The sequence below is a fragment of the Streptomyces sp. NPDC093225 genome (assembly GCF_044753805.1).
Taxonomy (GTDB): Bacteria; Actinomycetota; Actinomycetes; order Streptomycetales; family Streptomycetaceae; genus Streptomyces.
In genome coordinates, this window is the sequence record NZ_JBIVNX010000051.1 from 39,269 (window position 1) to 51,723 (window position 12,455).

The 12,455-nt window shown below is 72.2% G+C and carries 11 protein-coding genes; 2 read left to right on the forward strand and 9 right to left on the reverse strand.

All coding sequences use genetic code 11. The annotated features are described in order from the left end of the window. The first annotated feature begins 193 nt into the window (after positions 1-193). The gene (locus tag ACIQCH_RS32020) at positions 194-982 is read left to right on the forward strand and encodes a peptidylprolyl isomerase (protein ID WP_402586705.1); all 789 of its coding nucleotides are present in this window, start codon (positions 194-196) and stop codon (positions 980-982) included. Positions 983-1,214: 232 nt separating this feature from the next. Beyond that, entirely contained in the window at positions 1,215-2,444 is a 1,230-nt protein-coding gene (locus ACIQCH_RS32025) for a DUF349 domain-containing protein (RefSeq protein ID WP_402586707.1), read from the forward strand. A 130-nt stretch (positions 2,445-2,574) separates the two neighbouring features. On the opposite strand, the gene ACIQCH_RS32030 is transcribed toward ACIQCH_RS32025, so the two are convergent. The 9 genes from ACIQCH_RS32030 to ruvC all read right to left on the reverse strand — a co-directional run bounded on the left by ACIQCH_RS32030 (position 2,575) and on the right by ruvC (position 12,216). Then, a complete protein-coding gene (locus tag ACIQCH_RS32030; RefSeq protein ID WP_402586709.1) occupies positions 2,575-2,811 on the reverse strand; it encodes a hypothetical protein in 237 nt (78 codons plus the stop codon). Positions 2,812-2,912: 101 nt separating this feature from the next. Continuing rightward, on the reverse strand, positions 2,913-5,399 hold the full coding sequence (locus ACIQCH_RS32035) for a RelA/SpoT family protein (RefSeq protein ID WP_402586711.1): 2,487 nt from the start codon (positions 5,397-5,399) through the stop codon (positions 2,913-2,915). Positions 5,400-5,613: 214 nt separating this feature from the next. Then, positions 5,614-6,156: an adenine phosphoribosyltransferase gene (locus ACIQCH_RS32040; RefSeq protein ID WP_402586712.1), complete on the reverse strand. Its 543-nt coding sequence runs from the start codon at positions 6,154-6,156 to the stop codon at positions 5,614-5,616. Beyond that, positions 6,153-7,214, reverse strand: coding sequence for a protein translocase subunit SecF (secF, locus tag ACIQCH_RS32045; protein ID WP_402586714.1), 1,062 nt, complete (start codon positions 7,212-7,214; stop codon positions 6,153-6,155). Before secF ends, ACIQCH_RS32040 begins: the two co-directional genes overlap by 4 nt. A 1-nt stretch (position 7,215) precedes the next feature. Next, positions 7,216-8,985 carry a protein translocase subunit SecD gene (secD, locus tag ACIQCH_RS32050; RefSeq protein WP_402586716.1) on the reverse strand — a complete coding sequence of 590 codons (1,770 nt, stop codon included), beginning with the start codon at positions 8,983-8,985 and terminating at the stop codon, positions 7,216-7,218. 146 nt (positions 8,986-9,131) lie between these two features. Beyond that, complete coding sequence (gene yajC / locus ACIQCH_RS32055; RefSeq protein ID WP_402586718.1) at positions 9,132-9,596, reverse strand: preprotein translocase subunit YajC; 465 nt, start codon at positions 9,594-9,596, stop codon at positions 9,132-9,134. Between the two features lie 242 nt (positions 9,597-9,838). Next, the gene (gene ruvB / locus ACIQCH_RS32060) at positions 9,839-10,915 is read right to left on the reverse strand and encodes a Holliday junction branch migration DNA helicase RuvB (protein ID WP_402586720.1); all 1,077 of its coding nucleotides are present in this window, start codon (positions 10,913-10,915) and stop codon (positions 9,839-9,841) included. A 57-nt stretch (positions 10,916-10,972) separates the two neighbouring features. Next, the gene (gene ruvA / locus ACIQCH_RS32065) at positions 10,973-11,605 is read right to left on the reverse strand and encodes a Holliday junction branch migration protein RuvA (RefSeq protein WP_402586722.1); all 633 of its coding nucleotides are present in this window, start codon (positions 11,603-11,605) and stop codon (positions 10,973-10,975) included. Next, complete coding sequence (ruvC, locus tag ACIQCH_RS32070; protein WP_402586724.1) at positions 11,602-12,216, reverse strand: crossover junction endodeoxyribonuclease RuvC; 615 nt, start codon at positions 12,214-12,216, stop codon at positions 11,602-11,604. The genes ruvA and ruvC overlap by 4 nt, the downstream gene beginning before the upstream one ends. Positions 12,217-12,455 lie beyond the last annotated feature (239 nt).

Consider the following 12,455-nt stretch of genomic DNA (forward strand, 5'->3'; position numbering starts at 1 on the left):
TCGGTCGTCATCGTCGCTGGCGGCCGCTGCGGGCGATCCAGCAGGTGAATGCGGCAGACAGAGCCTACCGGCGCTGCTCATCCCACAGCGAACCCATATACGGTACGGCCTTACCCAGCCCGGACAGCGGTACCCCGGACGTACACACAGCCGTACTCAGCGGGGCCTCAAGACGTTCAGAAGGAGACCACCGGTGGTCACCAGCGATCAGCGGCGACGCCAGCTCGCCAGGGAGAAGTTCGAGCGCCAGCAGCAGCGCAGGCTCGCGGACCAGCGCAGGACGCGCCGCAGGGCCGCGGTCATCGGCACCGCGGTCGCCGTGGTGATCGCGGCCGTGGCGGCCACGGTGGCGAGCGGCGCCTTCGCCTCGAAGAAGGACGACACGAGCCCCCAGGCGCAGTCGAGCACCGCTCCCACGCCGTCGGCGGAGCCGTCCGCCAAGAGCGAGCCCGCGATGGCCGTCGACCAGAAGGCGAAGTACACCTTCGACCTGAAGACCGACCAGGGCGAGATGAAGATCACCATGGACGCGGCGAAGACCCCGCACACGGTGAACTCGTTCAAGGCCCTCGCGGACAAGGGCTACTTCGACAAGACGAAGTGCCACCGCCTGACCACCGGCGGCATCTACGTCCTCCAGTGCGGCGACCCGCAGGGCACCGGCAGCGGCGGCCCGGGCTGGACCATCCCGGACGAGAACCTGAACGGTCTGGGCAAGGCGGGCGCCGACGGCACCGTCACGTACCCGGCCGGCACGGTGGCCATGGCCAACACCGGCCAGCCGCACTCGGGCGGCAGCCAGTTCTTCCTCGTCTACAAGGACTCCAAGCTGCCGCCGACCTACACGCCCTTCGGCACCCTCGACGCGGCCGGCCTGAAGGCCGTCCAGGACGTGGCCGCGGAGGGCGTGGCCGGCGGCGCCAGCGACGGCGCGCCGAAGAAGGCCGTGACCATCCAGAAGGCCGCCGTCACCCAGAACTGACGGGCGGCGGAGCACCGGCCGGACGAGGGCCGGACCGGGATCGCCGGGGGCCCGCCGGGCCCCGCGGCACCCGGCCCGGACCGCCGGCCGATATTCCGTCGCGCTGGATGCGGACAGGCGGCCCGGCGGTCGCCTATGTTGGCGTTGTGCAGGGCGGGCGGTGCCCGCCCCAGGAAACTGTGGACGATGCCGGGCGGGTGACCCCCCGCGGGCATCAGGTGGAGGAGGCGCTGTGAGCAGCGACCCGTGGGGCCGCGTCGACGAGACGGGCACCGTGTACGTGCGTACTGCCGATGGCGAGCAGGTCGTCGGCTCGTGGCAGGCGGGCACCCCTGAGGAGGCCCTGGCCTACTTCGAGCGCAAGTACGAGGGCCTGGTGGTCGAGATCGGCCTCCTCGAGCGACGGGTGCGGACCACCGATCTGTCCGCCAAGGACGCGACGACGGCCATCGAGCACCTGCGCCAGCAGGTCGAGGAGCACCACGCGGTGGGCGACCTCGACGCGCTGCGCGGCCGGCTCGACACGCTGGCCGGTTCGGTCGAGTCGCGCCGCGAGGAGCGCAAGGCGCAGAAGGCCAAGCAGACGGACGAGGCCCGCCACGCCAAGGAGGAGCTGGTCGTCGAGGCCGAGCAGCTGGCGCAGAGCGACCAGTGGCGGGCGGCCGGCGAGCGGCTGCGTGCGCTGGTGGACACCTGGAAGGGCCTGCCGCGCCTCGACCGCAAGTCGGACGACGAGCTGTGGCACCGCTTCTCGCACGCCCGCTCGGCCTTCTCCAAGCGGCGCAAGGCGCACTTCGCGTCCCTCGACGCGCAGCGCGAGGACGCCCGCCAGATCAAGGAGCGGCTGGTCGCCGAGGCCGAGTCGCTGTCCGGTTCGACCGACTGGGGTCCGACGGCGGCGCGCTACCGCGAGCTGATGGCGGACTGGAAGGCGGCCGGCCGCGCCCAGCGCGACGCGGAGGACGACCTGTGGAACCGCTTCCGCGGCGCCCAGGACGTCTTCTTCGCGGCCCGCTCCGAGGTGTTCGCCGAGCGCGACGCCGAGCAGGCCGAGAACCTCAAGCTGAAGGAGGAGCTGGCGGCCGAGGCCGAGAAGCTCGTCCCGGTGACGGACCTGAAGGCGGCCCGTGCCGCGTTCCGGGGCATCAACGAGCGCTGGGAGGCCATCGGGCACGTGCCGCGGGACGCGCGTCCCAAGGTCGAGGGCCGGATGCACGCCGTCGAGCGGGCCCTGCAGGAGTCGGAGGAGGCCGAGTGGCGCCGGACGAACCCGGAGGCGCGGGCCCGCGCCGCGGGTCTGACCGGCCAGCTGCAGGCCGCCGTGGACAAGCTGCGCGAGCAGGCCGAGGCGGCGCGTGCCGCGGGCAACACCGCCAAGGCCGACAAGCTCGGGCGTGAGCTGGAGGGCCGCCAGGCGCTCCTCGACCAGGCCCTGAAGGGCCTGGAGGAGTTCGGCGGCTGATCATCCGTCCCCGTCCGGTCGTCCCGACCGGACGCGGCGGTGGTACGGGGGCCCGACGGTGCGTACGGCACCGTCGGGCCCCCGCCGTCTTCCGGCCCTCCCGCCGTCCGGCCCCGGCGCTTTCCTCCCGTCACCGGACCCGGTGGTCCGCCGCGCCGATGCCGATGGCCCGCCACAGCACCTCGCAGGCCTGGATGTGGTTGCCGGACTCCTGGAGCAGGTCGGCCAGCCGCCGGATGCGCGTGAGCGCCTCGACCTCGCGGTGGAAGCGCCTCAGCCACTCCGGCGCCGGGCCGCGGGCCGCGGCGGCGGTCAGCGTCTTGACCGCCACGCGCCGCCCGAGCTCGGCGTCCTCCGCCTCGTACACCGCGCCGACGCTGCCGCGGCCCAGCGGTCTCAGCAGCTGGTAGCGGGGCCCTCGACCAACGCACCCCCGACCATCCCGCCCCCTCAGGAGCAGCCTGCGGCCTACGGTCGGCGCGCGGAGGTCACCCGGTAGACGTCGTACACGCCCTCCACGCCGCGGACGGCCTTGAGGACGTGTCCGAGGTGCTTGGGGTCGCCCATCTCGAAGGTGAACCGCGAGGTGGCCACCCGGTCGCGGGAGGTCTGCACGGCCGCCGACAGGATGTTGACGTGCTGGTCGGACAGGACGCGGGTGACGTCGGACAGCAGGCGGGACCGGTCCAGCGCCTCGACCTGGATGGCGACCAGGAAGACGGAGGACTGGGTGGGCGCCCACTCGACCTCGAGGATCCGCTCGGGCTGCTGCGAGAGCGAGTCGACGTTGACGCAGTCGGCCCGGTGAACCGATACGCCACTGCCGCGCGTGACGAAGCCGATGATCGGGTCGCCCGGCACCGGGGTGCAGCAGCGGGCGAGCTTGACCCACACGTCCTCGACGCCCTTGACGACGACGCCGGGGTCGGCGTTCGCGCGCCGCTTGCTGCGGCCGCGCGTCGGCGGGACGCTCTCCTCGATGTCCTCGTTGGCCGCCTCCTCGCCGCCCATGGCCTGGACGAGCTTGGAGACCACGGCCTGCGCGGAGACGTGCCCCTCGCCGATGGCGGCGTACAGCGACGAGATGTCGGGGTAGCGCATCTCGTGCGCGAGGGTGACCAGCGAGTCGCCGGTGAGGATCCGCTGGATCGGCAGGTTCTGCTTGCGCATGGCCCGCGCGATGGCGTCCTTGCCCTGCTCGATGGCCTCGTCCCGGCGCTCCTTGGAGAACCAGGCGCGGATCTTGTTGCGGGCCCGCGGGGACTTCACGAAGGTCAGCCAGTCGCGGGACGGGCCCGCGCCCTCGGCCTTGGACGTGAAGACCTCGACGGTGTCGCCGTTGTCGAGGGTGGACTCCAGCGGTACGAGGCGGCCGTTGACCCGGGCCCCTATGGTCCGGTAGCCGACCTCGGTGTGGACCGCGAAGGCGAAGTCCACCGGGGTGGCCCCGGCCGGCAGTGCTATGACGTCGCCCTTGGGCGTGAAGACGAAGACCTCGTTGCGCGAGAGGTCGAAGCGCAGCGAGTCGAGGAACTCGCCCGGGTCCTCGGTCTCCTTCTGCCAGTCGAGCAGCTGGCGCAGCCAGGCCATGTCGTTGACGGTGTCCTGGCCGGCGCTGCCCTTGGCGGCCTGCGGGACGTCGGTGCGGATCTTGGAGGCACCGGCGACGGTCTGCTGCTTGTACTTCCAGTGCGCGGCGATGCCGTACTCGGCCCGGCGGTGCATGTCGAAGGTGCGGATCTGCAGCTCGACGGGCTTGCCGTTGGGGCCGATGACCGTGGTGTGCAGCGACTGGTACATGTTGAACTTGGGCATCGCGATGTAGTCCTTGAACCGCCCCGGAACCGGGTTCCAGCGGGCGTGGACGGTGCCCAGTGCCGCGTAGCAGTCGCGGACCGTGTCGACGAGGACGCGGATGCCCACCAGGTCGTAGATCTCGGCGAAGTCCCGGCCCCGCACGATCATCTTCTGGTACACGCTGTAGTAGTGCTTGGGGCGGCCGGTGACGGTGGCCTTGATCCGGGCGGCCCGCAGGTCGGCCTGCACCTCGTCGGTGACGACGGCGAGGTACTCGTCCCGCTTCGGGGCGCGCTCGGCGACCAGGCGGACGATCTCGTCGTACATCTTGGGGTAGAGGATCGCGAAGGCGAGGTCCTCGAGCTCCCACTTGATCGTGTTCATGCCCAGGCGGTGGGCCAGGGGCGCGTAGATCTCGAGGGTCTCGCGGGCCTTCTTCTCCTGCTTCTCCCGCTTGAGGTAGCGCATCGTGCGCATGTTGTGCAGCCGGTCGGCCAGCTTGATGACCAGGACGCGCGGGTCCTTGGCCATGGCCACGACCATCTTGCGCACGGTCTCGGCCTGGGCGGCCTCGCCGAACTTGACCTTGTCCAGCTTCGTGACGCCGTCGACGAGCAGGGCGACGGCGTCGCCGAAGTCGCGGCGCAGCTGGTCGAGTCCGTACTCGGTGTCCTCGACGGTGTCGTGCAGCAGCCCCGCCATCAGGGTGGCCGGGTCCATGCCGAGCTCGGCGAGGATCGTGGTGACGGCGAGCGGGTGCGTGATGTACGGGTCGCCGCTCTTGCGCTTCTGTCCGCGGTGCCAGCGCTCGGCGACCTGGTAGGCCTTCTCGATCTGGCGCAGCGTGGCCGTCTCGATCTTCGGGTCGTTGCTGCGGACGATACGCAGCAGCGGCTCGAGGACCGGGTTGTACGGGTTGGAGCGCTGGACGCCCAGCCGGGCGAGGCGGGCCCGGACGCGGTTGGAGGAGCCGGCCGGCTTCGCCGGCAGCGGCCGGGGCGCGAGCGGCGGCGGGGCCAGCGGCGGCACGGGCGGCGTGGCCGGCTGGGCCGGCTTCGGGCCCGCGGCGGGCTTGCCGGACGCGGCGGGAGGCGCCGTGGCCGGGTCGGCCTGCTGGTCGGGCTGCGCGGCGGAGAGTGGCTGGACCTCGTCTGGCAAGAGCGCTCCTCGTGCGGTTCCGGGTCCCCCGGTCAGGTCCGGAAAACCCATGGTAGCGAGCGTTCGGCCGCGCCGTTCGCCTCGCCCACCCAGCGGACGGCCGTACTCCGGCCCGCTCGCCGGCGCCGGTCGCGCCCACCTGCTGTGTAAAGCGGAAACGGCGGGCACCGGAATTCCCGGTGCCCGCCGTTCGAGAGCGTTCGCTCGAAACCGGTCAGACGGTGATCAGGGCGTCCAGCGGGGCACCCGCCAGCGCCTGCTCCAGCCGGGCGCGCCCGGGCAGGAAGCTGAGCTCCATGAGGACCGCCACGCCCGCGACCTCGGCCCCGGCCCGCCGGATGAGCTCCAGCGAGGCCTCGGCCGTGCCGCCGGTGGCCAGGACGTCGTCGATGACCATGACCCGGTCGCCGGGGCCGAGGTCCTCGGCGTGCACCTCGATCTCCGCGGTGCCGTACTCGAGCTCGTACGCCTGGCGCAGGGTCGCGCCGGGCAGCTTGCCGGCCTTGCGGACCGGCACGAAGCCGATGCGGGACTGCACCGCGACCGGTGCGGCCAGGATGAACCCGCGGGCCTCCAGGCCGACGATCTTCGTCGCACCGTGCCGGACGCAGAGCTCCGCGAGCGCCTCGGTGAGCGCACCGAAGGCCTCCGGGTCCGCCAGGAGCGGGGTGATGTCCTTGAACATCACGCCCGGCTTCGGGTAGTCCGGTACGTCCTTGATCCGGCTGAGCAGCAGCTCGCGCACGTCGCCGGTCACCGGCGGCGGCCCGACGCCCGACCGGCCGGACCGGACTGGCCCACGACCTCGGCGCCCGACAGGTCGGCGCCGTCGGACTCGCCCTTGGCGGCCGCGCTCGCGCGCTTGGCGAGGACCCGCTTGCGCAGGGCCTTCATCGCGGGGTCGCGCTCCTTGAGCTCGGCGACCAGCGGGGTCGCGATGAAGATCGAGGAGTACGCACCGGCCGCGAGGCCGACGAACAGCGACAGCGAGATGTCGTTGAGCATGCCCGCGCCCAGGACGCCGCCGCCGATGAACAGCAGGCCGGCGACCGGGAGCAGCGCCACGACGGTGGTGTTGATCGAGCGGACCAGCGTGCCGTTGAGGCTGCGGTTGGCGATCTCGCTGTAGGTGTAGCGGGTCTGCTTGGTGATGTCCTTGGAGGCTTCCTTCAGACCGTCGAAGACGACGACGGTGTCGTAGAGGGAGTAACCGAGGATCGTCAGCAGACCGATGACCGTGCCCGGGGTGACCTCGAAGCCGACCAGCGCGTACACGCCGACGGTGATGGTGAGGTCGTGGATGAGCGCGATCAGGGCCGCGACGGCCATGCGCCACTCGAACGCGATGGCCAGGTAGATCACCACGAGGATCATGAAGACCCCGAGGCCCGTCCAGGCCTTGTTGGCGATCTGCTCACCCCAGCTGGGGCCGACCAGGTCGGCGTTGATGTCCGCTTCCTTGACGCTCAGGTCGGCGGCCAGCTTCGCCTTGACGCTGTTGGCCTGGTCGGTGTCCAGACCGGAGATCTGGATGCGCAGGCCGCCGGTGCCCAGCTCCTGGACGATCGCGTCGTGGCCGGAGGCGCTCTCGGCGTCCTCCTGGGCCTTGGCGACGGACACGTCGACCTTCGGGGTGGTGAAGACGGCACCACCCTTGAACTCAATGCCCATGTTGAGGCCCTGGACGGCCAGCGCCACGATCGCCGTGATGGTGATCAGGACGGAGACGCCGTACCAGATGAAGCGCTTGCCGACGAAGTCGTAGCCGACCTCGCCGCGGTAGAGGCGGGCGCCGAGGGTTCCGAGCTTCGACATCTCAGACCTCCTTCGCATCGACAGGGGCAGAGGCACGACGGGACGACCGCAGCGGCGGCTTGGCACCGAGCCGCTTCGGGTCCAGGCCCGACCAGGGGTGGCCGTTGGCGAAGAACTTGGTGCGCGCCAGCAGCGTCATGATCGGCTTGGTGAAGAGGAACACCACGACGATGTCGAGGAGCGTGGTCAGGCCGAGCGTGAACGCGAAGCCCTGGACCTTGCCGACGGTGACGATGAAGAGCACCGCGGCGGCCAGGAACGACACGAAGTCGGAGACCAGGATGGTGCGCCGGGCACGCGGCCAGGCCCGCTCCACGGCCGGGCGCAGGGTGCGGCCCTCGCGGATCTCGTCGCGGATGCGCTCGAAGTACACGATGAAGGAGTCGGCGGTGATACCGATCGCGACGATCGCACCGCAGACGGCCGGCAGGTTCAGCGCGAAGCCGATGGCCTTTCCGAGCAACGCCATGATCGTGTACGTGAGGATCGCGGAGACCATGAGGCTGACGATGGCGACGGACGCCAGGCCGCGGTAGTAGGCCACCAGGTAGATGATCACGAGCGCGAGGCCGATGGCACCGGCGATGAGGCCGGCCTTCAGCTGCTCGCCACCCAGGGCGGCGGTCACGGTGGTGACGCTGTCCTCCTGGAAGGACAGCGGCAGGGCGCCGTAGGAGAGCATGTTGCCCAGGTCCTGGGCGGTCTGCTGGGTGAAGCCGCCGGTGATCTCGGCGCTGCCGCCGGTGATCGCGCTGCTCACGGACGGCGCGGAGACCACGTCGCCGTCGAGGACGATGGCGAACTGGTTCTGCGGCGACTGCTGGGAGGCCAGCTTGCCGGTGGTGGCGGCGAACTTGTCGGCGCCCTTGTCCGTGAACTTCAGCTGGACGAGCCACATGGCGCGCTGCGGGTCGAGGGCGCCCTTGGCGTCGGAGATGTCCTTGCCGTCGACCTCGACCGGGCCGAGCAGGTACTTCTCCCAGACCTTGCCGTTCTGGCCACAGGCCACGACGGTGTCGGTGGGCTTGGCGCCCTTGCCGGCGGTGGCTCGCTGGTCGGGCTTGGCGCAGTCGAGCGCGGCGAACTGCTTCTGCAGGTCACCGGCGGGGGCGCCGGAGGGCGTCGGGGTCGGCGCGGCCTTCTTGTCGCCGGCCTTCTTGTCGCCGGCCTTCTTGTCGTCCGCCTTGCCGCTGGCGCCGGGCGTCGGGGCGCCCGTGGCCGTCAGGGCCTCGGGAAGCGCGCGGCCCTGCGAGGAAGCGCTGGCCTTGGGCGTCGGGGTGGCGCCGCCCTTGGTGCCGCTCTCGGCCTTCGGCTTGCCGGAGGAGCTCGCCGACGGGGTCGGCTCCGGCGTGGTGGGGGTCCCCGGCGCGTACGCGAGCACGGGGCGGAAGTAGAGCTGCGCGGTCGTACCGACCTGCTCGCGCGCCTGCTTCTCGTTGGTCCCCTTGGGGATGTTCACGATGATGTGATCGCGGCCCTGCGTCTGGACCTCGGCCTCGGAGACGCCGAGACCGTTGACACGGCGCTCGATGATGCCGACCGCGGTGTTCATGTTGGTCTCGTTGACCGCGTCCGGCTTGCCGGGCTCGCTCTTGGCCTTGAGCGTGATCGTCGTACCGCCCGCGAGGTCGATGCCCAGGCGCGGCGTGGTCTGCTTGGAGATGAACATCCCCGCGGTGAGCGCCACCATCGCGATGAGGATCACCGCCAGGGCACGGCCCGGCCTGCCCTGCGCCCCCGCGGGCCGTCGGCCCTTCTTCGGTGCTGCCACCTTTGTCGTATCTCCCTGTCCAACCGCCGGCGCCGGGTGTGCGCACGGCGGCCACGAAGTGGTTCGGGGCCTGTCCCCCGCGTCAGTGAGCCATGTGCGGGGACCGCGCCGCGCCGGTGGGCGCCGCGCGGTCCCCTGCCACGGACTTACTTCGCGTCGGCCTCGCCGTCGTTCTTTCCGTCCTTGGTGCCCGGGGCCGCGTCCTCGTCGGCGCCCTCGGCCTTGCCGAGGTCGATCTTGGAGTCCTCCGCCTTGTCGGCGCCCTCCGTCAGCGAGGAGGCGTCGTCCGGGACGACCGGCGTGTCGATCGTCAGATCATCGCCGGTGCCGTGGACGATGCGGTTGTACTCGTCGTCCTCAAGGACGGCGCCGATGGCGTTCTTCGCGAAGACCGCGTGGACGCCGGGGGCCACCTCGAGGAGGACGGTGTCGTCGTTGACCTCCTTGACGGTGGCGTACATGCCGCCGATCGTGCGGACGCCCGCGCCGGGCGCCATCCGGTCGCGCATCTGCACGGCCTGCGCCTGCTTCTTCTTCGCAGAGCGGGTCATCAGGAACATGGCCCCGATGAGCACGATGAACGGGAGGAAGGTCACGAGACTGTTGCTCATGGGACGGAGATTCCTTCGCACGACCGCGCTGGAAGAGCGGCCTTTTTGGGGGTGGGCACGCCGACCCTTGAGACGGGTCGGCATCGGCGGAGTCTAGGCGAGTCCGCACCGTACGAACAACGCCCAGCATCCCACCGCGGTTCCTGACCAGGCGACATCCTGGCCGTCACGACTCGAACACGACTGCGACACCACGCCAAGATCACGGACCGTCACGCATCGTGTCGCCCGAACACTCCTGGTCACGCACCGAACAGGTCTTGTTGTCCGCTTGATCCGGTTCCCCCGCCCTGGCGCGGCGGTACGAGGCCCAAGTGGGCCCACGCGGCGGGCGTGGCGACCCGGCCCCGGGGCGTACGGGCCAGCAGGCCCTCGCGCACCAGGAACGGCTCGGCCACCTCCTCGACGGTCTCCCGCTCCTCGCCGACGGCCACGGCCAGCGTCGACAGGCCCACCGGGCCGCCGCCGAACAGCTTGAGCAGGGCCTCCAGGACGGCGCGGTCCAGCCGGTCCAGTCCGCGGCCGTCCACCTCGTACACGCCGAGGGCGGCGGCGGCCACCTCACGCGTGATGAACCCGTCCGCCCTGACCTGCGCGTAGTCCCGGACGCGACGCAGCAGGCGGTTGGCGATGCGGGGCGTGCCGCGGGAGCGGCCGGCGATCTCGGCCGCGCCCTCGTCCTCGATCTCGACGTCGAGGAGGCGGGCGGAGCGGTGGATGACGCGCTGCAGCTCTTCGGGGGCGTAGAACTCCATGTGGCCGGTGAAGCCGAACCGGTCGCGCAGCGGCGGCGGCAGCAGGCCGGCCCGGGTGGTGGCGCCGACCAGGGTGAACGGGGGGAGCTCCAGCGGGATGGCGGTGGCGCCGGGCCCCTTGCCGACGATCACGTCGACCCGGAAGTCCTCCATCGCCATGTAGAGCATCTCCTCGGCGGGCCGGGACATCCGGTGGATCTCGTCGAGGAAGAGCACCTCGCCCTCCTGGAGCGAGGACAGGATCGCCGCTAGGTCGCCGGCGTGCTGGATCGCCGGGCCCGAGGTGATGCGGATGGGGGCGCCCATCTCGGCGGCGATGATCATCGAGAGGGTGGTCTTGCCGAGGCCGGGTGCGCCGGAGAGCAGCACGTGGTCGGCCGTGGCGCCGCGCTGCCGGGCCGCCTTCAGGACGAGGTCGAGCTGCTGGCGGACCTTCTCCTGGCCGACGAACTCGTCGAGGTCCTTCGGCCGCAGGGCCGCCTCGACGGCGCTGTCGTCGCGGTCGGCGTCGGCGCCGACCAGGCGCGCCGCGGCGTCCTCGGCGGCTTCCTCGTCCCAGTTCACGGTGTCTGCCTTCTGTGTCGTGCGGGTGGGTGGTGCGGGGCGGGGCGGCCCGCGCGGCTACCGGGACCGGTTCAGGGTCTGGAGCGCGGCGCGCAGGAGCTGCGGGACCGGTGCGGAGCCGGTCTCGGCCAGGGCGGCCTCGGCCTGCGGCGTCACCGCCGTGACGGCCTCCTCCGCCTCGCGGGAGGCGTAGCCCAGCCCCACGAGGGCGGCGGTGAGCTGCTCCGTCCACGGCGCCGGCCCGGCGGCCGCGGCCCGCTGGGCGCCGACCAGACCGGACGCGCCGAGCGGCGCCCCCAGCTTGTCCTTGAGCTCCAGCAGGAGCTTCTGCGCCCCCCTCTTGCCGATGCCCGGCACCGCGGTCAGCGCCTTCTCGTCGCCCGTCGAGAAGGCGAGGCGCAGCGCGTCCGGGCTGTGCACGCCCAGCATCGCCTGCGCCAGCCGGGGCCCGACGCCGCTCGCGGTCTGCAGCAGCTCGAAGACCTGCCGTTCGTCGTCGTCCGCGAAGCCGTAGAGGGTGAGGGAGTCCTCGCGCACCACGAGGGAGGTGGCGAGCTTGGCCTCCTGCCCGACCCGCAGGCCGGCGATGGTGTTCGGGGTGCACTGGACGGCCATGCCCACCCCCCCGACCTCGATCACGGCGGTCGTGGGGGCGAGTGCGGCCACGGGGCCGCTCACGAAGGCGATCATCGGGTCCGGCCTTTCGGGGCGTACGGGCCCTGCGCGCGCTGGGCGCCCGGGGCGTGCTGGTCCTGCTGTCGCCCGGCGGCGCGGGCGGCCGCCTGCTGCAGGCGGTTCTGGGCCACCGCCTGCTGGAGGCGGTTCTGTGCGGGGGCCCGCCAGATGTGGCAGATGGCGAGCGCGAGTGCGTCGGCCGCGTCGGCCGGCTTCGGCGGCGCGTCCAGCCGCAGGAGCCGCGTGACCATGGCCCCGACCTGCGCCTTGTCGGCGCGACCGCTGCCGGTGACGGCGGCCTTGACCTCGCTGGGCGTGTGCAGCGCGACCGGTATCCCGCGCCGGGCGGCGCACAGCATGGCGACGGCGCTCGCCTGCGCGGTGCCCATCACCGTGCGCACGTTGTGCTGGCTGAACACCCGCTCCACGGCGACGAGTTCGGGCCGGAACTCGTCCAGCCACGCCTCGATGCCGGCCTCGATGCCCACCAGGCGCTCGGGCGTCTCGGCGTCCGCGGGGGTCCGTACGACGCCCACGCCGAGCATGGTCAGCGGGCGGCCGGCGGTGCCCTCGACCACCCCCACACCGCACCGGGTCAGACCCGGGTCCACCCCGAGAACGCGCACGCCGCCGTCCCTCCCTCGCTCAGCTGTTCCAGCAGGCTAGCGGCCCCCACTGACAGCGCCGCACAACCGGGCGGGCCCGGGCGTCGTGTCCCGGGCCGTCCGCCGTGCCGCAACGAACGCGGCGGGGGGGGGGGGGGGGGGGCCCCCCCCCCCCCCCCCCCCCCCCCCCCCCGGGCGGGGGGCCGGGGCCCCCCCCCGCCGCCGCCCCCCGCGGCGAGACAGTGGGGGTAGAATTTTGA